The following is a 24,412-nucleotide window of genomic DNA, read 5'->3' as shown; positions in this document are numbered from 1 at the left end:
TAGCAATATCGCAGGAACAAAATGAATTTAACACCTAAATCATCCAATACAATGAAAAAGATTTTCCAGGCTTGTATCTTACTCGTTTTCAGCTTGGCGCTGTCCTACTCATTTGCAGAAAAGGTACCCGATAATCACATAAAAAAAGTTGATGTGAAATCGGTTGCATCCGGCTGTTTACCTGGAGGTGGATTTCGCTACCTGGATATTGGGAATGTTCGAACCCGTATAAATACAGGTGGAGACATGTGGTGGGACTTTGAAAGCTCCCAGTATGAAATACCAAAAGGATCAGGAAAAATGTCCATGTTTGCCGCTTCTCTCTGGATTGGTGGTATTGATGTAAATAACCAGTTAAAACTTGCTGCTTTGCGTTATCGCCAGGTTGGTAACGATTACTGGACCGGACCACTTACTATTGATGGTTCCGCCGCTACCGATTCAGAAGAATGCGCGAAATTTGACAAGCATTTTCCTATCAACCGCTCACAGGTAGACGAGTATTTGGCATGGTGGGATGATCCGGCCTCATATCCTAACTACACAATACCGGAAGTGATCCTTAAATGGCCTGCTCATGGCGATGTTACCAAAGGGCAGAGTTATTACCTGGCCCCTTTTTACGACAGGGATGGGGATGGCACCTATGACCCTTACTCGGGTGATTTCCCTTATTATGATCTCACTGGTGAGCTTTGCCAAACGCTCACACCTACGATGGATGCCCAATATTACCATCCGGATGATCCAAACAACTGGCTGTATGGAATTTTATCTGACCAGGTAGTAAAGGGTGACCAAACCTTATGGTGGGTTTTCAACGATAAAGGAAATATTCATACCGAAACCGGAGGCGATGCCATCGGTATTGAAATCCGTGCACAAGCATTTGCCTTTGCCACCAACGATGAAATTAACAACATGACCTTCTATAGTTATGAAATCATCAACCGTTCCACTTTTACTTTAAGAGAAACTTATTTCAGCCAGTGGGTTGATCCTGATCTTGGCCATCACCTTGATGATTACATTGGCTGTGATGTTGACAGAGGACTCGGTTATTGTTATAACGGAACACCGGTTGACGGTACCGGCCAACCTTGGTCATACGGAGACCAACCACCAGCAATTGGAGTTGACTTCTTCCAGGGACCTTATATGGATCGCATCGAAGCCGGTCAACCACTTTACGGACAGGACAGGCAATCTGCTTTTGACGAGTCCGGCAACTTGTTGCCTTGCGATATAGTTCGGGAATTGCATTATGCTGAAGCAATTAATGGGGTAAACTTTGGCGATGGCATTCCCAACAATGAACGTTTTGGGATGAGAAGGTTTACATATTTTAACAACACTACTGCTGGCGCTCAGCCTTATCAAACCGACCCGCAGGTAGCCATTGACTACTACAACTACCTTCGTGGAATCTGGAAAGATGGAACCAAAATGCTTTATGGTGGTAATGGACACGAAACTGCAGGAGGCTACGGCCCTGATACAGATTTCCTTTTCCCAGGCGATAGCGATCCCTGTATGTGGAGTACCGGGTTCCAGACTCCTGCCGGGCCTATTTATTGGACTGAGGAAACAGCAGGAAACCCCGTTAACGATCGCCGTTTCCTTCAATCAGCAGGGCCATTTACTTTGCGTCCGGGTGCTGTAAACTATATTACTGTGGGTATTCCCTGGGCACGCGCAGCTTCCGGCGGCCCCTGGGCTTCTGTTGAGTTGTTAAGGGTAGTTGACGACAAATGCCAGGCGCTCTTCGATAATTGCTTCCAGGTAGTTGACGGGCCCAATGCCCCTGATCTTACCTTCCGCGAACTTGACAAAGAACTTATCATTTACCTCACCAACCGCAGAACCAACGATGCCGGTAATAACTTTAATGAAGAATATACTGAAGTTGATTATAACATTACACAGGGAGATTCACTCTACGTTTTTGAAGGCTACCAGGTTTTCCAGTTGAAGAGCGCTTCAGTAAGTGCAGCTGATATCAAGGATCCTAACCTTGCTCGTCTGGTATTCCAGGTTGACGTAAAAAATGGTGTAAGTAAACTTGTTAACTATTACTACGACCAATCGTTGGGTGCAAATGTACCAGTGATGGAAGTGAATGGTTCTGATGCAGGTATCCGTAACTCATTCAGATTAACCCAGGATGCATTTTCGAATGAATCTCTTGTGAACCACAAACAATACTATTATCTCGCATTGGCTTACGCATACAACGAATATGAAAAATATTCAACTGACCCTAACGCCCAGGTTCCAGGTGAACAATCTCTCAACGGACAAACAAAACCATTTCTTGCAGGCAGAAGAAACATCCGGGTTTACACTGCTATCCCTCATATTACTGTCGGACCCATTTCACCGGTAGCTAATTATGGCGATGGCGTTGAAATTACCCGATTGCAGGGACAAGGCAACGGTGGCAACGTTTTGGATTTTATTCCTGGAACCCACGATGCCATCCTGGCAAAACCTCCTGTTGATTCGGCTACATCCCTTGGCAATCCAAATTATCCGATCATTTATAACCCAACCTATGCTGCTGACAAAGGTCCTGTTAAAGTTAAGGTTATTGACCCTCTGAGCCTGAAAGCCGCTGATTTTATACTGAAGTTTGATTCAATGTACAGGCAGAAGGTGTTTAACGTTACCGGTGGTGCTTTTGCTTTTATTTCTGGTGGCGATACAGCAAGCAAAATAGTTACTACTTGGAAGCTTATCAATCAAACCACCGGTGAAATCTTTGATTCACAGCGCAGCATCTTTACCTTTAAGGAACAAATTTTTCCCGAAATCGGGATTGCTGTTGAAATAGGACAGATATATCCTCCGGGAAGCTATAAAGTAGGTGAATCCCCTGATCCTGATGGAACTGTTTCGCGTTATGCTGTGCTGGCTGAAAACAATGGTTTCCTTGAAGCCTCAATCACTTTTGCAGATAATGCTACACCCTGGCTAAGCGGTATCCCGGATATTGATGGTGGAGGTCCATTTAACTGGGTAAGATCAGGAACCCTCAATGATGGCGGAAATTCTGACTGGAATATGCCAACATGGCCAAGGGACCCTAATAATGTATATGAAAATGTGCTGGGAGGAACATGGGCGCCTTATCAGCTCGTGGCATTTGATGGCCAGGACGCGGTTGCAAAAACCGCACCTGCGCAAAGTCTGCAATCAAAATCATTCCAGTCGCTGGGAGAAATAGCCAGTGTTGATATCGTGCTCACACCTGATAAATCGAAATGGACCAGGTCGGTAGTCATTGAATTAGCACCAGAAGCCAATCTTTCAGAAGGCAGAACGCCCATATTCGATGTCAGATCCTCAGCTTCTGTAGATAAGGACGGTAATTTTGCAGATCCTGAAGCCGGGCCTAGCACCAACCCCGATGATCCTAACTACATCAATGCGACGGGTATGGGCTGGTTCCCGGGTTATGCGATCAACGTAGAAACTGGAGAACGCCTGAATATTATGTTCGGTGAAAATTCCTGGCTGGTTGGTGAGAATGGCCGCGATATGAAGTTCAACCCAACTTCCAATGCGGTAAACGAAGCCGGTTTTGCTTTTGGTGGTATGCACTATATTTATATCATGGACACCAAGCAATTAACCTCACTGCCTTTGCCTGGTTACAAGCCATTTGCACCGGCGTATGATGCAGGGGTTTGGTTGCGACAACATCTGACTATGTCAGCGCCTATCAAGCGTTATGCCTGGTCAACAGCCATGTGGGTGAATATTCCATTAGCGGTAGATGGTGCTGAATGGCTTTCGAGCGAGGCACATATCAGGCTCAGGGTTGGTAAACCTTACAACAGGTACTACTCCTTGCCATTGAGAGATTCAATTGCAATTGTTAATGATACTGCGAACCGGAACTATCCAATGTATGCTTTCAGCACAGCGGGAATTGCCCCTATTACCAACGATATTGAAAAAGCCAAAAACGACCTTGACCTTATCAATGTTGTGCCTAATCCTTATCGTGCATATTCAGATTACGAAGTCAATCAGTTGGATAACAGGATTAAGATAACAAACCTTCCAAGGAAGTGTACTGTAACTATTTACACCCTTAACGGAACCCTTATCCGGCAGTTTACCAAGGACTCTGAAATTACATCCATTGACTGGGATCTGAAAAACGATGCAGGGATTCCCATTGCAGGTGGATTATATATTATACATATTAATGCGGATGAGTTTGGGGAAAGAACGATCAAATGGTTTGGTGCGCTAAGGCCAGTGGACCTTAATGCATTCTAATGTATCAGCAAATAATTTAATGTCAAATTCAATAAAAGATACAATATGAAGAGCTTACAATTATACATCCTGGCTGGTCTGCTTACCATCGCTCTGCTCTTACCTGTGAATGACATCTGGGCAGGTAATAAGGATCGTGCCGGTGAAGCCGGTGCCTCAGAATTGCTCATAAATCCCTGGGCCCGCAGTTCCGGTTGGGGAGGCGCCAATACCGCCAGCGTTCGCGGGCTTGAGGCCATGTTTGGTAATGTGGCAGGTATTGCTTTTACTAATGGCACTGAACTGATATTCTCCAACACCCAATGGTTGCAAGGATCTGAAATCAGCATCAATTCATTTGGGTTCACACAAAAAGTCAGTGAAACCGGCGTACTGGGTGTAACCATTATGTCAATGCGTTTTGGCGATATACCAATCACCACAGTTGCAATTCCCGAAGGTGGCATAGGAACCTTTGCCCCCAGTTACATGAATATTGGTATTTCGTATGCTAAAGCTTTCTCAAATAGCATCTACGGCGGGTTTAACCTCAAAATTATCAGTCAGTCAATTGCTGATATGAGCTCACAAGGTGTTGCAATAGATGCCGGCATCCAGTATGTGACCGGTGATTTGGAAAATATCAAGTTCGGCATCACTCTCAAAAACATCGGGCCTACCATGCATTTCACAGGCGACGGACTTGCCATACGAACTCTTCTACCTGGACAGGATAACCAGTTTACCGTTGAACAACGTTCAGCCGAATACGAAATGCCTTCACAGCTTATTATCGGTGCAGCATATGATTTTCTGATTTCAGAGGATCATACGCTCACATTCGCAGGTAATTTTATTTCGAACTCGTTTTTTAAAGACCAGTTTTCAGGAGGTCTGCAATATGCATTGAGAAATTACCTTATGCTCAGGGCAGGTTATACTTACGAGGATGGAATTACAGATAAAGCTGAAAGAACTACCGCCTTTACCGGGCCTTCAGCAGGATTAACTGTTCAGGTTCCATTGAATAAAGAAAAAGGTTCTATCTTTGCCGTTGATTATTCTTACAGGGATACTGACCCATGGTCAGGAACCCATAGCATAAGTGCCAGACTTACTTTCTAACAACCACTTAACTTAGGTTTTAACTTTTTTGTTTTCAATAAAAAGGCCCTTTTTGAGGGTCTTTTATCTTATTTCGATAACGGTAAAATTGTTTTGGACATGACAGAAACAGCGTATTACACATCGGCAGGCTTGAAGAAACTTCAGGCAGAGTTGGATCAACTGATCAGTGTTGAAAGGCCTATGATATCCCAGCAAATTGCCGATGCCAGGGACAAAGGCGATTTATCGGAAAATGCAGAGTATGACGCCGCCAAGAATGAACAGGCCATGCTGGAACTGAAAATATCCAAATTACAGGAAATTATCAGGAATGCACGTTTGATTGATGAATCGAAGATGGACACAAGCAAGGTGTTGATCCTTTCAACAGTTAAAATCAAGAATCTTAAAAATGACTCGGTGATGACTTATACCCTCGTTCCTGAGAATGAAGCAAACATCCGGGAAGGTAAGATTTCCGTTAGCTCGCCTATTGCCAAAGGATTGCTTGGTTTGAGCGTAGGCGAAACAGCCGAAATTGATGTGCCAGCCGGAAAAATGGCCTTTAAGGTAATTGAAATTTCACGGTAAAATATAACTGAACATCATGGCAAGTATTTTTTCAAAAATCGTAAGTGGCGAAATCCCGGCCTATAAACTAGCAGAGGACGATCGCTTCCTGGCTTTTCTTGATATCAATCCTTTGGCCAAAGGGCATGTATTGGTGATACCTAAACAAGAAATAGATTATATATTCGATCTCGACGACAAGCTTTATTCTGATTACTTTGTATTTGCTAAAAAGGTTGCGATAGCAATCAAGAAGGTTATACCATGCAAAAAGGTTGGCCTTGCTGTGATTGGCCTTGAAGTGGCCCATGCACACATTCACCTGGTTCCTATCAATACCATTTATGATATTGATTTCAAGCAACCCAAACTGAAGCTCACGAACGAGGAGTTAGAGGAAATCACTCAAATGATTGTGAAAGCACTATAGCCCTCATAATTTGGGAATAATAATTATAATTTTTGCGTTCCACAGACAAACCCTTCGGAGAGGGGTTGGCAGTTGGCAATTAAATACAGCGCTCCATTACTCTAGACTCCGACAAGCTCAGCCACCGCAACACTGCAATATTGTATTACTGCATCACTGCATCACAACACAAATGAACAATGCCGCACCCTTTGATTGCCGAACCATTATCAATGGTTGCCAGTTACTAATAGGCTCTTTCGTTTCTTCCCTCAATGTAATTGATAAAAGAGCGGTTAACCACCATATTGCCTCCAGGTGTGGGATAATTACCTGTAAAATACCAGTCGCCGGTATGGTTGGGACAAGCTTCGTGTAAGTTTTCTATAGTGTTGAAGATAACTGTTACCCGGGCGTTCGCTTTTTCGGGCCTGACCATTTCAGAAATTTTCGTGGCTATCTGCTCTGCGGTAAATGGTTTGTAAATTTCCCTGACATAATTTACCATTTCGGCTGGCGGTAGATTTTCCTGCGCCTTGCATTTCTTGTAAACGTCGTTGATCACATTGGTTTGATGCGTTTCTTTGAGCAGCATGATGGCGGCGTTGAAAGCAATAAAATCGCTCAATTTGGCCATATCAATGCCATAACAATCCGGATAACGGATCTGAGGCGCAGAGGATGCAATAACAATATGCACAGGACCCAGCCGGTCGAGGATGCGGATAATACTTTTACGCAGGGTTGTTCCTCTCACAATGGAATCGTCAAGTACAACCAGGGTGTCTATATCGGTTCGGATAATTCCGTAAGTGACATCATACACATGGGCAACCAGATCCTCTCGGCCAATGTCTTGCGTAATAAAGGTTCGTAACTTGATATCCTTCACAGCAACCTTCTCAACACGTGGGGCCAGCGCGAGAATTTCGCCAATGATTTCTTCGGTAAGAGATTCTTTATGTTGCAAAAGTCTTTCATTCTTTACTTTGTTGCAAAAATCAGTCAGCGCTTCAACCATGCCGTAAAAGGCAACCGCGGCAGTGTTTGGGATATATGAAAACACTGTATCCTTCAGGTTGAAGTTAACTGTTTTGAGAATTGCAGGGGTCAGAAACCTACCCAGTTTTTTCCGTTCGAGGTAAATATCGGCATCGGTTCCTCTTGAAAAGTAGATACGTTCAAAAGAACAGGAGCGTTTCTCTGTTGGCGCTTTGCAAAGATATTCGCCCCATTCGCCATTCTTCTTGATCACCAGCGCATGGCCGGGTTTGATTTCCCTAATTTTTTCGATCCAAACATTAAATGCTGTTTGTATGGCAGGCCTTTCGGATGTGACCACAATAACCTCCTCGTCAGCATAATAAAATGCCGGCCTGATGCCAGCAGGATCGCGCATCACAAATGCATCGCCATGGCCAAGTAATCCTGCTATGGTATAACCACCGTCCCATTGGTCAGCGGCCCGCGATAAGATTTTCTGCAGGTCAAGCGTTTCTGCAATATGAAGGCTGATCTCCTTTTTAACATATCCTTCCTGTTTGAACCGCCGGTACAATTCCTCGTTTTCATCATCCAGGAAATGGCCAATTTTTTCAAGCATGGTCACTGTGTCGGAAGTTTCAAGCGGATACTGGCCGAGATCAACCAACTTATTAAAAAGCTCGTCAACATTGGTAAGGTTAAAATTTCCGGCAAGAACCAGGTTCTTGGTTTTCCAGTTATTTTCCCTGATTACCGGGTGGATGTTTGTTACATCATTTTTTCCATAGGTTCCGTACCGTAAATGCCCGAGAAACAATTCGCCGGTAAAATCAAGATTGCTTTTGAGCCAGTTCACATCACGCAGCCTGTCGGGATGCTTTTCATGGATTTGATTTATCGTTTCAAATATTTGCAGGAATATTTTATTTACAGGTGATTCAGCGCCTGATCGCAGGCGGTTCATATACTTCTCGCCCGGATTTAGGTCGAATTTTATGTTTGCGATTCCGGCCCCATCCTGGCCGCGGTTGTGCTGTTTCTCCATGAGCAGATGCAGCTTGTTTAGCCCATAGAATGCGGTTCCATAACGATTTAAATAATATTCCAGGGGCTTTAAAAGGCGAATGAGGGCAATTCCACATTCGTGCTTGATGGCTTCGCTCACAATGAGATGTTTAGAATTATGATTACTTTTGTGTAAAGTTTTTTACTTCCTTTCGCGGGTACAAAAATAATGATTTATGGGTCGGACTTTACTATCAGTGGTTTTATTTTGTGTTAACTTATTGGTTCACGGGCAGTTTATTACACCAGGAACAAGTGTGAGCTGGACGTTTGATGACCTCGTGTTACATTCAGGTGGAGTGGTCACCGTTGACAATTCCATCTATATGATACATGGAGATCTTACCATTTCAGTCAACGATACGCTGAAGATAATTTCAAATGATCAGGTTCAATTTGATCCTAATGTATTGATGACCATTTATGGTGTCTTTATAGCCAATCCACCCGGTCAGGCCATACTTACGGCTTCCAGTCCAGCGCAGTTTTTTAAAGGGTTCAGGTTTGAAAACTCACCTGCCTCAGCCCTGCACAACTGCCTGATTGAATATGGCGGTGGGATACAGATCATTGGTTCGGATATGCTGGTGGAAGATTGTGTGATCAGGTATTTCAATAAATCAAACACTACCGGTGCCATACAGGTATCGCAGGGAAAAGTGAGGCTCGTTAACAACGAAATATACCAAAACAAAGGCCCGGCAATAGCTTCGGCAGCGAATGCACTTGCCGCTCCTCAAATTATTGGTTGTCACATCTGGAGCAACAATACTGATAACACCAATATGCCCCAGATCAACCTTGGAAATTCAGGAAATGATACAATAAGGATTGTTGGCAATACAATTACCGGGCAGTTCGACCAGGCAGGCGGCATTGCGGTTTCAACACTGGCCGGAGGCGATTGCTACAGCATCATCGAAGACAACATAATCACCAATAACCGTTACGGTATTGCGGCCATAGGCAGTACCATCCATACCGAAATTCACAATAATGTGATTTCGGATAACAACATCCAGGGCAATCCAAACCTGGGTGGCAGCGGTTTAAACTTCAACGGCGCCGTAACCAACACCGCTATGGTAAGCGGGAATACAATCAACGGGAACCTCTGGGGCATTACCGTACAAGGCTCAGCAAGGCCAAACCTGGGCGAGCGGGATTTTATCATTGTTAATCCCGGCGAGAACTTTTTTTATAATAACGGGAATAACGGCTCTTTGTATGCTTTGTATAACAACACTGCACAAAACCTTAAAGCGCAATACAATTATTGGGGAACTACCAACCTTGATTCGGTTGAGATGGTAATATTCCACCAACCTGATGATCCTAACCTTGGCCTTGTTGATTATATGCCGATTCTTATTCCTTTGGGAACCGATGAATTACCATTGCAGGAGAAACCACAGAATCTGATCCTTAACATTTTCCCAAACCCAATGTCAACTTTAGGTTCTGTTCATCTGAACGAAGAACTTATGGCAGGCCGGGTAATTCAGTACACGATCCTGAACCTCAATGGGATTACAATGAAAAAAGACAGGGTTATCACAAAAGATAACCGCATCATAATTGATGTTGGCAATATTGAAAATGGTGTGTATTTTCTCTCGGTCAGGTCAGGTTCAAAAATGGAAATCCGCTCGATTGTTGTTTCAAGATAAACCAGCATTATTCAGCTTAAACGCAAAAGTCATGAAGAAATCCCATCTCCTCATTTCTCTTCTGTCAGTTTTATGTTCCCTATTCTCAGTCATTGGATTCGCACAAGGCAAGATCATGATTGTTGGCGGAGGAACTGAGAACTACGACGACTGGAGCAATATTCCGTATGCCTGGGCAGTGGATAACTCCGTTAATAAAAAAGTAGCCATCATTGGTTTTAGTAGTGGCTCCTCATGGCTCCCCGATTATTTTGTTAGCCTTGGCGCTGCCTCTGCAAAAAACTTCCTTATAAACTCCGTTGCCATTGCTGACTCACAGGCTACCTACGACAGCCTGATGGCTTATGATGTGATTTTCTTCAGGGGAGGTGATCAAAAGAATTATTATCTCACGTACCGGAACACAAAAACACAGGACGCTGTTCACGACAAATTCAACAGCGGTGGTGTGATAGCGGGAACCTCGGCTGGGCTGGCAATTTTATCGGGTGTCATCTACACCGCTGAAAATGGTACTGCGTACTCCGATGAATGCCTTAAAAACATTTTTCACAGCAGCATTACCCTGAAAAACGATTTTCTTAACCTGATGCCGGGTTATATTTTTGATTCCCACTTTATTGAACGAGGCCGCCTTGCTCGTATGCTTGCATTTATGGCACGATGGAAAAACGACCACAGCGAAGACCTTATCGGCATTGGAGTGGACGATATGACTGCATTCTGCATTGACTTGTCTGATTCTGAAAACCCAATGGGTTATGCTTACGGAACTGCCGCCATCAATATCTATCGTGATGGAGAATTTTGTCATCAGAATAACAAATTGCTGTGCCAGGATGTAAAAGCAACACAATTACTGCACGGTTGCAGTATCAATCTCAACACTTTTGAGGTGAATGGCTTTGGCTCCCAAATGTCAGTTGAACAGATTACAGAATATGGAAACCGAACCGTTTTACTCAGTGGCTCTGATCCCGTAAGCGAAAATCAATTTTTTATCACCCATTTGGTTGATTCATTGGGATCGAAATCAGAGCCGATACTGATCATTACCGGAACCAATTCAACGCTGGCCGATGCATACAAGCAAGCTTTTAATAACGCAGGAGCAACCAATGTGGAAGTTGAACAGGCAATACCGGCAAACAATACCAGCCCCACATTCCAGGCACTGATTGAGCAATCCTGGAAATTTGTTTTCATAGGCAATGCTTACCAAACGCTTTATGACTTTATGTTTTCGGGAAGTGGCAACGGAAGTTTGCTAATGGAAAAGATTCATTCAACAGGTGTGGTAGTTGCTTTTGTTGGCGATAACAGCCGTATGGCCGGCGCAGTGGTAGTTTCCGATAATTACCTCACATATCCATCTGCTTCTTTTAACGGGCAACTTACATTCAATCCCGGCCTTAACCTTTTGTCAACGATGGTCATCATGCCAAATACCTACCTGTATTCTACTGATTATTACGAGAACACCAACTCCGCGCTTCCCTATGCCATGCTACAGGAACAGGTACGCAGGGGTGTTTGGCTCACGGTGAGGAATTTCATGAAGTATTACGTTGAATTCCCCTATTCCTACATTACCGTTCATGGCGAAAGCCCTGCCATGATCCTCACAAGCCAGGAAGGTGATTACGATTTAAACGCACAGTTATACCGCAACCGACAGGTTGGAGGCTTTGAAATCATGAATTTTCAGACCTTACTGTATCCAAATAATCTTATGGTTGGCGATGTTGTATATGGTGTTGAAAACCTGGCACAAAATAATACTTTGAAGGCCCATTACGATCCTTCATCACAGGCAATAAATATCCGATTAAACTCCACCGAAGCTGGCAGTATCATTTTGCGCTTGTATAATACGAACGGACAATTGATGTACATCCAGAACCAGGCTTTACAAAGCGGCGAACAAAATGTAGCTTTCAAAACAACCGGGCTAAGAGATGGGCTTTATCTGCTACAGGTTCAAACAAATGAAGCCATTTTAGCAGCAAAAGTAATGGTGTTTCAATAAAGCCTGAAGGTTTCGCCGGGAAGGAGGACTCTTAAACGAAGGTATCTTGCACCAAGTTTTTCGTCCTCATTGATAGTAGAAGACTTATCCGCATTCTCATAAACCAGCACCTGCGATTCCCCTATAACTTCAGCCGTATTGCCTTTCACCAGTATGGCGGTAGCTTCATCAATTCCGATACCTATTAATTCAGGATGTTCGATTACAGCCGTTATTAGCCGGTTATGGCGGCTTCGCCAGACAAAATGCTGGTCAACAATGGCTGTTGTAAGAAAACCAAGCCCTCTTCCCAGTTCAATGTTGTTGGCTTCGATGGTTCGAAAGGTTTCGCGGTAATCGCTTTTCTTGAGCTCGTTGCCGGTAATCATTTTCTCGCTCATCACAGCCGCACCGGCGCTTGTGCCTGCAAGCATGCCACCATTATTGTAACAAGTTTTAATGGCTTCCTCAACAGAAGTTCCGGTAACAATTTCCATAAAGCGGTTCTGATCGCCTCCGGTAATATATATCAGGCTGGCACTTCTGAGTGAATCGAGGCGTTCGGCACTGGGTTCTTCATCTCCTGAAAACCTGAAATCAGCAATATGTGAAATGCCTTGATCAATAAATTGTTTGGCTGCATAAAACGCAGAAGTGTCAGGCTCGCTGCTGGCCATTGTCAGGATTACTATGTGACCGTCTTGTTCCAGTCCGGCTTCCTGTACCATACGCTGAACCATTCCGGGAGGGCGCTTCCCTCCGCCAATAATAAAAAGCTTCCCCTTCGGCTCAACAGCTTTTTCAGGTTCATGACATGCAGAAACAATAAAAAGCAAGAGAATAAAAACACTGAAAATTCTTCTCATACACCCTGAATATTTGTGTTAAATCAATTCACCATCACGAACCATTAGTTTGCCCATTGCGATCACGTGTTGCAGGTTAAAGTCTTTGTCGAGTAAAACAAGGTCAGCATCCATGCCTTTGGCAATTCGTCCTTTTGATTCCAGCTTCAGTACATTGGCAATGTTGATCGTGGCAACGCTAACAGCCTGCTCAATACTGAGCCCATCGGTTTTCACAGCATCGGCAATTTCAGTGAGAATTGATTTGGGATAGCCGATTTCAATTTTAATCAGGTTGCCCTCTGCATCAAACGAAGGCAATGAGCCTCCTCCATCGCTTGTGAGCGTTATGTGTTCAAGCGGTACTCCGGCTTTCAGAAATTCAGCAATGGCTTTGGATGGCTTGATCTCATCATCAGGGAAATAGGGATAAGCACTGGCGGTAATATCAATGTATCCCTGTTTCCCGTAAGATTTGGCATCTTCAAAGATCCATGCATTTCGGTTGCAGTGGGTGGGGAGGAACTGCTTAAGTGGAAACTTTCCCTCAATAGAGGCGTCGTATAAAGGTTTGAATGGATCTTTAAAATCGCCCATGTGAATGTTTATAATGCCGGATTTTTTACCCAGCATCGCCCCTACCCTTGCCTGGCTGACCAGTTTTACCAACTCGATTGTAGTCGGAAATGAAGAACGGTGATCGGATAAGGCAATTTCACCAACTCCTATTACTTCCTCAATCATTGCGAGGTCTTTGGCCACATCACCAAGAATGGTGGGAGGGGGAACCTGGTAGGAACCAGTGTACATCCATGAAGAAATACCTTGCTGTCTGAGCCCTTTTACTTTCATAAGCACTGATTCCACATTGCGTGTGATCCCATCGGCGCCAAGGCATCCTATAGCCGTTGTAACGCCAGCTTCAAGAAAGCGATATAATGGAAGTTCCGGTGTCCGGCCTGAAGGCCCGCCTTCGCCACCGGCTCCGGCAATATGTACATGGCCGTCAATCAGTCCGGGAATCATAAAAAGCCCGGAGGCATCTAACTCAGTCACCACCCAGTTTGCCGGAAGATTGAGGTTATTTCCAATGGCCAACACTTTGGTGCCACCTACCAGCACATTCTTTTTACCTTCGAATGAGGGTGTGTAGAGTTCGCAGTTTTTAATGAGGATCATAACTTTGGTTCATTGATAATAAGAGACTTCCCCAGGTTTTATGCTCCTGAGAAAGCCTCTTAAAATTAAGGCTAATCTGTAAACTATTTGATGATATGCAGTTTCTTAACCACAATGCCATCAATGGTATACAATCTCATGAAATACAGCCCATTTTTGAATGAGCTAACATCAATGCCGGTGTTAAGATCGTTCATCTCCTGGCTCAACACACGGGTTCCAACCATGTTCACCAGTTCAATCTGCTTTATCTCTGAGTTGCTATTTACATTTACAGAGGAGCTTGCAGGATTTGGAAAAATACTCACCCTCTTATCAGGAAGTTCATTGATGCCAACGCTTCCAAGTAAAATGGCAGGAGTTATTAACCAGTTATCAGGGGTTAACGGATTGCTGTCCCATGATTGGCTTCTCATTGCACCTTCGCCCTGGCGCTCTCCAAAGTACCAGTTAAATTGATCACCATCATCGTCAATAGCAACCCAACCTTCGGGAAGCCAATCTTCACCGGCCGGATTCCCAATTCCATCCTGGAAATTCTCAAACAAATAAACCAGCTCTTCTTCGCCATCGCTGTTTACCCTGAACAGTTTTACATTGTCAATTACGATCCGATCCATATCGGTAATATCATGATGCCTGAATGCTACAAAAACCGACACATTTGCATAGTTATCAATATTCACCTGGCGGTTTTCGTAAACCCAGTTAGTGTGGGTTGTTGAAAGTGTTTCTTCAAACAGCATGGTAGTAAAATCGTCAGGAGTGTTTCCTGAAGTTGAAATCCAAACGCTGTAATACTCAGCCCTGAAAGAGGGTGTGTTGGCAGTTGGGCATACATCCCACGACAGGATGTACTCGGCACTTTTCAGATTGTTTTGCGCCGTAGTGTTCAAACCGGCACAAAGCATAGCAAAAATGATCGTGAGTAAAGATAATTTTTTCATGGTGGATGATTTTAATTAAACATTATTGATTGATTTTCTAATAATTCTGATGCTGTTATTCAATTACAAAAAGCTCAACTTCTTCTACAAATATGCGGTCCATATCGGTTACATTATAATGCCTGATGGCAAGAAAAACAATCTGACCGGCATATTCCGAGATGTCGACTTCCCTTTCCAGGGGTACCATTCTGGGGGTTTCTTCTGTAAAAGTTTCTTCGCTCAACAATGTGAAACTTTCAATATTGTCATTCCCTATAGCAATGAATACCCCGTAATGTTCTTTTCGATATACAAGCGTATTGGCAGTAACGCCCACAGTAAACCGGAAAGTAACGTCAGCTTCATCATAGGAAGTAAGGTTTATTTCAGGGGTGACCAGCCAGTTGTCGGGTGTTAATGCACCCGTTGACCCATCATATGATTGACTTCGAAGCGAAAAAATTGTATCCCCTGCCGATAATCTGTAACTGGCGTACCAGTTGAAGCCATCATCATCATTGTCAATGGCCTGCCAGCCTTCAGGCGCCCACTCAGCTTCATCCAGATAGTCTCTTCCTGAGCTAAAATCTTCGTAAAGCAAAACCTGTTTACCAAAGGCAAATGATTCGATTTTAACCAGATTGCTATAATGCAAACCTTCATTATGGGGCATCACGGTAAGTGTAATTGTGTAACGGCCGGCGTTTGTATAAATAACAACCGGGTTTTCTTCGGTGGAGGTTGCTCCGTTGCCAAAATCCCAAAGTAAAGATTTTGCAAGAACCGACCTGTTGAACAATTTTACTTCATAATTTTCTATTCCCAATTCTTCATCAATGACGATAACCCTGACCTCATAATCAAATTTTGCCTGGGTACTTGCCTGTGGCACGTCAAACTCATCTTCCTTGCAGGCATTGATTGACAAAAACAAAAGAGAGAGGCCAATTAAAAAGGCTGAATGTATTGTTATTGCTTTCATAATGAAAGGTTTAATAATAATTAATAACCACCGTTCTGATACATTCCGGGATTATCGTTAGCAATAATCTCGGCTTGAGGAATCGGAAAAAAGTATTGATTTCTGCTGTTCACCTTTTCAAGCACTTCAATTGCCCGGTCGGTTCTTACGAGGTCGAACCAACGATGTCCTTCAAAAGCAAATTCCTTTTGCCGTTGCGACTCTATCTCCAATTTCAGGCCGGCATAGCTTGTAATATTTGCAGGCTGCAACCCGGCCCTTTCCCTGATTGCATTTATATCGCTGAGGATTTCATCAGTGCTCCTTTGCAGAAGTGTTGATGCTTCGGCTCTTATAAGATACATTTCAGCAAGACGAAGTACATAAACCGGATCGGTACCGGAAGCAACATCATTCGCTTTCACAGCATACGGGGCAGCTCCGGCCATTTTAACGGAAATATCTTTCCTTACATCATCCGGATGGAAAGCTGTAAGATAAAATGGGGTGGGCGAAAATTCATACCTGCCCTCCACCGAAGTATGGGCAAAGTAACGTGCAATGAGATTTCGGTCCTGATCATTGTAAACTATCTGGAATATTCCTTCACTATTATTTTCGACCTCAACATTAAAAAGGATTGCATAATCCGTTTCAAGTTGCAAACCGGAATGGTTGATAACTTGTGTGGCATAGTCAATGGCCTGATCAAGAAATGGAGTGGATTGTGTAATGTAATACTGGTGTAATGCCACCCGTGCTTTTAGCGCCTGAGCGGCAGGTTTTGAAACTCTGCCCCTGACAATGGTCGAAGGAAGGCCGGCAATAGCATCATCCAAATCCCTATTGATCAAAATAAGCACATTTTCAATAGAATGCCGTGGAGGATTAAGACTTTCCTCATCGTTTCCAACGGCTTTGTCGCGGATAGTGATCGGGCCAAATAGGCGCATTAAATCATAATGCCCTAAAGCCCTCAAACATTTCAATTCTGCAAGGGCAGTAGCTTTCTCGTTATCCGACATCTTGTCCGAACCGATCTGGGGAATTTTGTCAATTGTATTATTTACCCTGCTAAGCATGCGATAGATTGCTGCCCATGTGCTTTCAACAAGGCCATTATCGGCCAGGATAGAATTGTTGTTAAACTCCCCCCAGGTTACTGTAACACCCACATGGGAAAGATTATCAGCAGGTAGATCACCAAATACAAGATAGTTAACTCCATAATAACCATCACTTTGCAGGGCATCATAACAGCCGATGATTGCACTCTCAACCTGTGCAGCATTGGTAATAGCATCCTCAGCCGGTATGGAATGATACGGTTGAACATCAAGCACTTCGCACGATCCAAAGAACAGGATCAATGACAAAGAAATATAGATTAGTTTTTTCATATTTGTGTTCAGTTAAAGTCCTAAATTGATTCCAATGGTGTATGTCCTAGCCTGTGGATATGTGAAGAAATCGGTTGCCCTGAGCAGATTGCTATCACCCCTGTAATTGACTTCCGGATCCATGCCCGAGTAATTGGTAATGGTGAACAGGTTGGCTCCTGATATATAAATACGGGCGCTTCTGACTCCAATACCTTCAATTAATCTCTTGTCCATTAAATAGGACAGGGTAATGTTTTTCAACCTTGCGTATGAACCATCCTCCACGAAGCGGGAAGAAATTCGATTGTTTGAATTGATGTTGTCAGCATCAGCACGTGGAATATCGGTGATGTCGCCAGGATTTTGCCAACGCCTCAAAATCGCTTCACTTTGGTTTTCATCGGCAAAAGTCATGGCTTCTGTGAAGATGCGGGAGGCATTAAAAATATCGTTGCCATAGGAAAACTGGATGAAGAAACTTAAGTCGAACTGTCCGTAAGTTAATGAGTTGGAGAAACCTCCTGTAAACAATGGATTAGGATCGCCAATCACCACACGGTCGTTAGAATTTATAACGCCGTTGCCATCAACATCATCAAAAACCAGATCGCCGGTGCTGGGGTCAACACCCAGGCTGCGGAAACCGAAGAAAACGCTCATCGGCTGGCCAACAATCACTGCGCTTGGGCTATACCTGTCGAGATCAAGCAGGTTCTGATCTTTGTATAGTGAAAGAATTTTATTCTTGTTGTGGCTAACGTTAAATTTCGATTCCCATTTAAAATTGCTTGCTTTGACATTTACTGTATTCAGTGAAAGTTCCATTCCCTTGTTTTCTAGTTCACCAATATTGGTGGTGATTGAACTGAAGCCACTGGTCGGCGAGATTGGCCGGTTAAAAAGCAAATCACTGGTAACGTTATAATAATAATCAATTGAAAGAGCGATCCTTTCTTTAAAAAATTCAACATCGGCCCCAACATTAAATTGGGTGGTGGTTTCCCATTTAAGAAGATCATTTGCCATGCCTGCCGGAGCAATGCCTGGTCTTGAGAGATAATTTGCTCTGCCACTGTAAAGGTTCATATAAGCAAAATCGGGTATTCCGTCATTTCCTGTGAGCCCGTAACTGGTTCTCAACCTGAATTCGTTAACAGCAAGGTTCATATCCTGAAAAAATGCTTCTTCGCTCAGACGCCATGCGAGTGAGGCTGCAGGAAAGAAACCATAGCGGTTATTAGTCCCGAATTTTGAAGAACCATCAAAACGACCACTTAGTGAAATGATGTATTTATAATCGAGATTATACTTCAATTGCCCGAAATAAGAATTGATTCCGCGATCAGTGGCCCTGGCATCAGCCAGACGAATGGTTCCGGCATCAAGCAGGTATTGGAAATATGCATTCGGAAAATCTATTCCTTCGGCGTACTGATTGCGGCGTTTGAACATTTCAAAAGAATAGCCTGCAAGGGCTTCGACATTGTGCAAGCTGCTGAAGGTGTTGGTATATCTGAAGAGATTATTCGAAACAATATTCAGGACATTTGTTTGTGCCTCAATTCCAAGTCCATTGGTTGTAGCTCCCTGCCGTGTGGTAACCGGGTCATAACTATGTTCGCGCAAACTCAGGTAATCCATTCCCCATCTCGAGCTAAAAGACAGGTTTTCAAGAATTCTGATATCGGCAAAAACGTTTCCAATGGTTCGATAGGAATGTGCTTCATTGATTGCCTCTTTTCCTATTGCAATTGGGTTCGCAAAAAAACCATCCTGATTATAAGTGCCATCCTCGTTGTAGATGGGATAAATCGGTGGCCGTGATATGGAATTTGGAAGCACTCCATGTAGCGACCTGTCGCCTTCAACCCTGTTATTCATGGAATAACTTGTGCCCAGGCTCCCTCCAATTTTAATGTTCCTGTTTAACTGGTGATCCAGGTTCATCCTGCCATTCAAACGCTGGTAATCGGTTCCAAGGATGATACCGGTCTGATCAAAATAGTTCCCTGATATGAAAAACTGTGTCTTCTCATCCCCTCCCGAGGCTGACAATTCGTAACTGTTCATTGGAGCAACCCTGAATATTTCATTGAGGTAATTGATGTCAACAGGATTGGTTGGATCCGGCTGCTTGTTCATATATTCAAGCCATTGATCAGCGCTCAGCATTTCAAGTTGTTTTGCAACTTCCTGCCATCCCCATGAACCATTGAAACTGATATTGGTTCGTTGCTGATTGCCCCGGCGTGTGGTGATCAGAATGACACCATTGGTAGCACGCGCGCCGTAAATGGCTGCGGCTGACGCATCTTTCAAAATTGTGATGGACTCAATATCGTTTGGGTTAATGTCAGACAATGCATTTATGCTTTGACCCGAAAAACCAATCTGTCCGTAATTACCGCTAGTCATCGGGATGCCATCAATTACATACAGCGGTTCATTTCCGGCTGAAATGGAACTGTTGCCCCTTACTCTTACTGAATTTGCTCCACCGGGAGTACCAGAGTTCTGGCTGATATAGACCCCGGCCGAACGGCCTTGCAAAACACCATCAATGGTTTTCAATGGTGTTTCACGAAGTTCTGCATCGCTAACAACACCCAATGAACCAGAAACCAGTCGGCTTGATTCAGTGCCATAACCCACAACAACCAACTCGCCTAGGTCAAGAACTGCCGGTTCAAGAACCACATTGATTACTGAACGGTTATTGATGGCAACTTCCTGGGTGATCATTCCTACGAATGAGAAAACCAGATGGGTGTTTTCAGGCGAAACATCAATCTGGTAATTGCCGTCAAGATCGGTGGTTGTTCCTGCTTTTGTACCGCGAACCAATATGGTAACTCCCGGGATGGTGGCGCCATCTTCGGATGAGGTCACAACCCCGCTGATGGTAATTTTTTCCTGTTGCTGAGGCTTAATTGTTCCCGCTTCAGCAGTCACCGCAACAGGTTTAACAACAATGTAATTCTCAACAAGATCATACTCCAGTTGACTGTTCTTGAGCACTTCCTTCATGGCTTGATCAAGGCTCACCAACTTCACATCAATGTTTATCCGTCTGACCGCCAAGTCATCCGTTTCATGAAAAATGAAGAGTAATTCCGATTGATGAGCAATTTCGTTCACAGCATCATAAACTGTGGCATTCTTCAAATTGAGACTAATCAGGTTGTTCTGCGAATAAAGTGATGCACTTACCTGAACCGTGCCAATAAAAGTGAGTAACATGAAAATCTTCATACCGATCACAATAATTTTGAAGACGTTCCACCTGTATGGGCCACGTTTTCGTAGTTTTTTATTCATACTTTTGTAATTAGGTTATTAATCATTTGTTACTCTGATTTCACTGTTTCGGGGTTTTGATTTTTGACTGGCCGGGAGATGTTGCAGCATTTCCCGGTTTCTCATTTCACAATTATTTGTTTCCCGTTTATTTCAAACTCCACATTTGCAGCCCGGCCTATCAGATCGAGCAGGAATCGGATTTCGCGTGAATTTTCCATGGCACCGCTGAACTGAAAACCGGCTGCCAGTTCGTTTTCAAAACTGATTTCAACATCATACCAGCGTTCCAGCTTGGTGGCTAAATCTTGAAGGCTTATTTTGTTAAAATGTAAAACGCCTTCTTTCCAGGAAGTGAATAATCTTGTATCAACATATCCGATCTCAAATTTCTGGCTTTGATGAGAAAACATGGCCATTTGCCCTGGATTGAGCTTATATGCCAATCCTTCGCGGCTGCTCATTTCCACTACCCCTGAAACCAGGGTGGTTTGAATAAAATTATCGTCATTGTAAGCCGAAACATTAAAAGCAGTTCCATGAACCAAGACTTCGTATCCATTTGCTTCAATGATAAATGGCGCTGAAGAATTGGTCATCACCTCAAAAAAAGCTTCGCCGCTGAGTTTGACCCTGCGCAAATCCGTTGAAAAAGCAACAGGATATTCAAGTTCTGACCTGGAGTTCATCCAGACACGGGTGCCATCAGCCAGCTGCAGTTGATAGCGGGCGCCGGCCGGAACGATCAGACGGTTCATACGGGGTGCATCACCACCTACCGCTTCCTGATCATAACGCAAAAACTCACCAGGTTGATTGGTAATGCGAACTCCGTTCTCGCCAGACAGATGAGTACTTTCGTCATCAAGAACTATCTGCTTGCCATCAGATAAAACAAGTACAGCATTACTGTATCTTTCCAAAACTTTCAATTCGGTTTGAGCAATCGAAGATTCTGTATCGTTGTTAAATTGAAGTAGAAACCACCCCAGCCCAACAAGCGTAAACAATGCTGCTGCATAGGGCAGAAGTTTGATTAGCATTGCTCTTGTTTTACTTTGGTGTTGCCTTTTGCCAAGTAAACCGTCAATGATTGTTTCTGGTTCTTTCGCAGATTTTGAAAGATAAATCCAGTAATATTTTTTCAGCTGGCCTTTGTATGCAATGCACTCATCAATCCTCTCAGGATTCTGTTCTATCCACTGCTCAAGCAATCCCAAATCGGTATGATCCAGTTTGCCCAAAGCTTGTTGGGTGAGAAATTGTAATATAACATCCGGGATAGGAGGAGTTTCGTTTAATTCTTTCATGATAAACTAATGACAATATTAAATAGAAAAAGGGTGAGCCTGTATCAGGATTTTTTTCTATCGCTATAATAACTATTTATGACAGGGCTGTTTTTCAGGATACGGATTGCATTGCGGAGATGCGATTTAATGGTGTTCAGCGAAAGGTTAAGTGTTTGTGCCGCTGTTTTATAAGGCTGATCTTCAAAATAAACCAGTTCAAAAACCACCCTGCTTTGCATGGGCAATGCATCGAAGGCTTTTTCAAATATCTGTACCTCTTCACGGATGAGCATAAAGTCAATTGCCTGACCGATTAGCATATCTTCACTCATATCCCGCTCAATGGCAGGCTTTGCCCTAATACTTGCAATCTGATTGAAACAGGCATTTCGAACAGAGACCTGCAAATAGCGCTTAAAAGAGGTATTAATCCGGTTATAAAGCTTTTCTTCCCATACTTTCACAAAAACCTGCTGCACAAGGTCTTCCGCTTCCTGAGCATTGTTGGAATAAATTTTAGCAGCCAATACCATTGGTTTATAATAGCGGATAAAAAGTTCCCTGAAAGCTTCGCGCTCATTTGTTTTAAATAATTCCAGTAATCTGGCGTCTTCATTATCCATTTTAAGCGTTTGCTTTCTGAGGTAAACTTAGGAGATCCTAAGATATTTAAAAAAATGAATGAAAATATCTTCCGGTATGCAAACTTAATGATTATTCCAGCGTTCTAGAGCATCAGACTATATCACAAATAATGAAATCAATGGCCTTTCTCATTTTCTTCTCAATCGTTTTTACTATTTACTTTTCAGTACACTACTATCTGTTTACCAGGCTCAGCATGGCACTCCCCGGAACCCAGGGGTTGGCATTGTATTTTAAGATTGGTTTCTGGATGCTAGCATTTTCCTTTATTGCCGGGAGATTTCTTGAAAAAATCTGGTTATCGGAACTTACAATGGGTATTACCATTATTGGATCCTACTGGCTGGCAGCTATGCTTTATTTCCTCCTGGCTGTTCTGCTTATTGATATCATCCGCCTGGCTGACTATTACCTACCGTTTATACCATCCTTCATTACAGGCAACCTTTATGCTTTTAAGCGTTATCTTCTCTTAAGTGTAATTACTGTAATCGGAATAATGATTACCTATGGGGCTTTCAATGCCCGAAAACCAGTAATACGTGAGTTCACTTTATCCATTCCAAAACCAGCAGGCAATTTCAAAGAACTTAACATAGCATTGGTGTCAGACCTTCACCTCGGTTCTATTCTTGCAAACAGGCATATGGATCGAATTGTTAACAAAATTAATGGTTTGAACCCCGATTTAATTTTAATGGCTGGGGATGTCTTTGATGAAGATCTTAATCCTGTAATCCAAAAAAATCTCGGTTCGGGTCTGAAGCAATTAAAATCAAAACTGGGTGTGTATGCTGTTACCGGTAATCATGAATATATTGGCGGTGTTGACCCGGCCGTGGATTACCTTGAGAAACATGGAGTACAAATGATTCGCGATAGCGCAGTACTCATTGAAAACAGTTTTTATCTGATAGGCCGCGAAGACCGCGATAAGCCCAGGTTCTCAGGTAAGCCCAGAAAAGATCTGCCGGTTATTATGGCAGCGATAAACAAGGAATATCCTTTGATTTTGATGGATCACCAGCCTTTTACACTCAACGAATCCCTTGAAAACGGTATTGACCTGCACTTGTCAGGTCATACACATAACGGACAAATCTGGCCACTTAATTATATAATTGACGCCATTTATGAGGTTGGATATGGATATGTTAACAAATCCGGGATGCATGTGTATGTGTCGTCTGGTGTTGGAACCTGGGGGCCTCCTGTAAGGATTGGTACCAGGCCGGAAATCGTTAACATCCGGCTAAGGTTTTCAGAATAACAAAACTTAAAATTGGTACAAGTTTTTGCTTAGTTGATTACCATCAAACAACAAACAAATGAATTCTATCAATGTGCGTGAAGCCAGACCAGGTGAAGCAGAACACATCATTGGATTTCAGGTAGAAATGGCCAGAGAAACCGAGAATATGGTTCTTGAGCATACAGTTGTTTCTGCCGGTGTTCAGGCCGTATTTGCCGATCCCGCTAAAGGAAAATATTACTTTGCTGAATCAGGGAATCAGATAGCTGCCTGTATGCTCACCACATATGAATGGAGCGACTGGCGCAACGGAACATTTATCTGGCTGCAATCGGTGTATGTGAAACCAGAGTTCCGCGGCAAAGGTGTTTTCAGGAGTATGTATAGGCATATCAAAGAACTGGTTTCTGCAAGTGAAAGTCTTAAAGGAATAAGGCTTTATGTATTCCACACCAATGAAAATGCGCAGGCGGTTTACCGCTCACTAGAAATGGAAGACCAGCATTACAGGATGTTTGAATGGGTTAAGAGTTAAGTGTGTAATTGGT

The 24,412-nt window shown here is 43.3% G+C and carries 17 protein-coding genes; 8 read left to right on the top strand and 9 right to left on the bottom strand.

All coding sequences use genetic code 11. The annotated features are described in order from the left end of the window. Positions 1–51 precede the first annotated feature (51 nt). The 4 genes from IH597_03900 to IH597_03885 all read left to right on the top strand — a co-directional run bounded on the left by IH597_03900 (position 52) and on the right by IH597_03885 (position 6,376). A complete protein-coding gene (locus IH597_03900; GenBank protein MBE0661590.1) occupies positions 52–4,290 on the top strand; it encodes a T9SS type A sorting domain-containing protein in 4,239 nt (1,412 codons plus the stop codon). Between the two features lie 45 nt (positions 4,291–4,335). Continuing rightward, a complete protein-coding gene (locus IH597_03895) occupies positions 4,336–5,394 on the top strand; it encodes a PorV/PorQ family protein (protein ID MBE0661589.1) in 1,059 nt (352 codons plus the stop codon). Between the two features lie 99 nt (positions 5,395–5,493). Then, positions 5,494–5,967, top strand: a complete 474-nt coding sequence (gene greA / locus IH597_03890) for a transcription elongation factor GreA (GenBank protein ID MBE0661588.1) — start codon at positions 5,494–5,496, stop codon at positions 5,965–5,967. Positions 5,968–5,983: 16 nt separating this feature from the next. Next, entirely contained in the window at positions 5,984–6,376 is a 393-nt protein-coding gene (locus IH597_03885; protein ID MBE0661587.1) for an HIT family protein, read from the top strand. Positions 6,377–6,602: 226 nt separating this feature from the next. On the opposite strand, the gene IH597_03880 is transcribed toward IH597_03885, so the two are convergent. After that, entirely contained in the window at positions 6,603–8,504 is a 1,902-nt protein-coding gene (locus IH597_03880) for an amidophosphoribosyltransferase (protein ID MBE0661586.1), read from the bottom strand. A gap of 76 nt (positions 8,505–8,580) precedes the next feature. Between IH597_03880 and IH597_03875 the strand changes: the two genes are divergently transcribed. Together IH597_03875 and IH597_03870 are read left to right on the top strand one after the other, a co-directional pair. Beyond that, the gene (locus IH597_03875) at positions 8,581–10,074 is read left to right on the top strand and encodes a right-handed parallel beta-helix repeat-containing protein (GenBank protein ID MBE0661585.1); all 1,494 of its coding nucleotides are present in this window, start codon (positions 8,581–8,583) and stop codon (positions 10,072–10,074) included. A 31-nt stretch (positions 10,075–10,105) separates the two neighbouring features. Next, positions 10,106–12,103 carry a Type 1 glutamine amidotransferase-like domain-containing protein gene (locus IH597_03870; GenBank protein MBE0661584.1) on the top strand — a complete coding sequence of 666 codons (1,998 nt, stop codon included), beginning with the start codon at positions 10,106–10,108 and terminating at the stop codon, positions 12,101–12,103. Here the strand turns inward: IH597_03870 and IH597_03865 are convergent. The 8 genes from IH597_03865 to IH597_03830 all read right to left on the bottom strand — a co-directional run bounded on the left by IH597_03865 (position 12,097) and on the right by IH597_03830 (position 22,590). Then, entirely contained in the window at positions 12,097–12,948 is an 852-nt protein-coding gene (locus IH597_03865; GenBank protein MBE0661583.1) for a cyanophycinase, read from the bottom strand. The two genes, IH597_03870 and IH597_03865, sit on opposite strands and share 7 nt — an antisense overlap. 18 nt (positions 12,949–12,966) lie before the next feature. Further along, positions 12,967–14,106, bottom strand: a complete 1,140-nt coding sequence (locus tag IH597_03860; protein ID MBE0661582.1) for a beta-aspartyl-peptidase — start codon at positions 14,104–14,106, stop codon at positions 12,967–12,969. Between the two features lie 83 nt (positions 14,107–14,189). Then, a complete protein-coding gene (locus tag IH597_03855; GenBank protein ID MBE0661581.1) occupies positions 14,190–15,053 on the bottom strand; it encodes a choice-of-anchor J domain-containing protein in 864 nt (287 codons plus the stop codon). Between the two features lie 55 nt (positions 15,054–15,108). Beyond that, positions 15,109–16,017 (bottom strand): choice-of-anchor J domain-containing protein, encoded by a 909-nt coding sequence (locus IH597_03850; protein ID MBE0661580.1) that lies wholly within the window; start codon positions 16,015–16,017, stop codon positions 15,109–15,111. A gap of 20 nt (positions 16,018–16,037) precedes the next feature. Next, positions 16,038–17,396, bottom strand: coding sequence for a RagB/SusD family nutrient uptake outer membrane protein (locus IH597_03845; GenBank protein MBE0661579.1), 1,359 nt, complete (start codon positions 17,394–17,396; stop codon positions 16,038–16,040). Between the two features lie 12 nt (positions 17,397–17,408). Further along, complete coding sequence (locus IH597_03840; GenBank protein MBE0661578.1) at positions 17,409–20,696, bottom strand: TonB-dependent receptor; 3,288 nt, start codon at positions 20,694–20,696, stop codon at positions 17,409–17,411. A gap of 101 nt (positions 20,697–20,797) precedes the next feature. Beyond that, entirely contained in the window at positions 20,798–21,985 is a 1,188-nt protein-coding gene (locus IH597_03835; protein MBE0661577.1) for a FecR domain-containing protein, read from the bottom strand. 44 nt (positions 21,986–22,029) lie between these two features. Continuing rightward, positions 22,030–22,590, bottom strand: coding sequence for a sigma-70 family RNA polymerase sigma factor (locus tag IH597_03830; GenBank protein MBE0661576.1), 561 nt, complete (start codon positions 22,588–22,590; stop codon positions 22,030–22,032). 140 nt (positions 22,591–22,730) lie between these two features. Here IH597_03830 and IH597_03825 point away from each other — a divergent pair, with 140 nt between their 5' ends. Continuing rightward, positions 22,731–23,882, top strand: a complete 1,152-nt coding sequence (locus tag IH597_03825) for a metallophosphoesterase (GenBank protein MBE0661575.1) — start codon at positions 22,731–22,733, stop codon at positions 23,880–23,882. Positions 23,883–23,940: 58 nt separating this feature from the next. Then, entirely contained in the window at positions 23,941–24,399 is a 459-nt protein-coding gene (locus tag IH597_03820; protein ID MBE0661574.1) for a GNAT family N-acetyltransferase, read from the top strand. Positions 24,400–24,412 lie beyond the last annotated feature (13 nt).

The organism is Bacteroidales bacterium, assembly GCA_014860575.1.
Classification (GTDB): domain Bacteria; phylum Bacteroidota; class Bacteroidia; order Bacteroidales; family JAAYJT01; genus JAAYJT01.
Note: the sequence above shows the minus strand (reverse complement) of the source record. Positions and strands in the feature narration are given on the sequence as shown.

What these genes read in the sequence shown, in the direction of transcription:
- IH597_03835 (MBE0661577.1), bottom strand. Translation starts at nt 21,985, where the DNA reads ATGAAAGAATTAAACGAAACTCCTCCTATCCCGGATGTTATATTACAA.
- IH597_03840 (MBE0661578.1), bottom strand. Translation starts at nt 20,696, where the DNA reads ATGAATAAAAAACTACGAAAACGTGGCCCATACAGGTGGAACGTCTTC.
- IH597_03865 (MBE0661583.1), bottom strand. Translation starts at nt 12,948, where the DNA reads ATGAGAAGAATTTTCAGTGTTTTTATTCTCTTGCTTTTTATTGTTTCT.
- IH597_03870 (MBE0661584.1), top strand. Translation starts at nt 10,106, where the DNA reads ATGAAGAAATCCCATCTCCTCATTTCTCTTCTGTCAGTTTTATGTTCC.
- IH597_03845 (MBE0661579.1), bottom strand. Translation starts at nt 17,396, where the DNA reads ATGAAAAAACTAATCTATATTTCTTTGTCATTGATCCTGTTCTTTGGA.
- IH597_03855 (MBE0661581.1), bottom strand. Translation starts at nt 15,053, where the DNA reads ATGAAAAAATTATCTTTACTCACGATCATTTTTGCTATGCTTTGTGCC.
- IH597_03895 (MBE0661589.1), top strand. Translation starts at nt 4,336, where the DNA reads ATGAAGAGCTTACAATTATACATCCTGGCTGGTCTGCTTACCATCGCT.
- greA (MBE0661588.1), top strand. Translation starts at nt 5,494, where the DNA reads ATGACAGAAACAGCGTATTACACATCGGCAGGCTTGAAGAAACTTCAG.
- IH597_03875 (MBE0661585.1), top strand. Translation starts at nt 8,581, where the DNA reads ATGGGTCGGACTTTACTATCAGTGGTTTTATTTTGTGTTAACTTATTG.
- IH597_03850 (MBE0661580.1), bottom strand. Translation starts at nt 16,017, where the DNA reads ATGAAAGCAATAACAATACATTCAGCCTTTTTAATTGGCCTCTCTCTT.
- IH597_03885 (MBE0661587.1), top strand. Translation starts at nt 5,984, where the DNA reads ATGGCAAGTATTTTTTCAAAAATCGTAAGTGGCGAAATCCCGGCCTAT.
- IH597_03830 (MBE0661576.1), bottom strand. Translation starts at nt 22,590, where the DNA reads ATGGATAATGAAGACGCCAGATTACTGGAATTATTTAAAACAAATGAG.
- IH597_03820 (MBE0661574.1), top strand. Translation starts at nt 23,941, where the DNA reads ATGAATTCTATCAATGTGCGTGAAGCCAGACCAGGTGAAGCAGAACAC.
- IH597_03860 (MBE0661582.1), bottom strand. Translation starts at nt 14,106, where the DNA reads ATGATCCTCATTAAAAACTGCGAACTCTACACACCCTCATTCGAAGGT.
- IH597_03825 (MBE0661575.1), top strand. Translation starts at nt 22,731, where the DNA reads ATGGCCTTTCTCATTTTCTTCTCAATCGTTTTTACTATTTACTTTTCA.
- IH597_03900 (MBE0661590.1), top strand. Translation starts at nt 52, where the DNA reads ATGAAAAAGATTTTCCAGGCTTGTATCTTACTCGTTTTCAGCTTGGCG.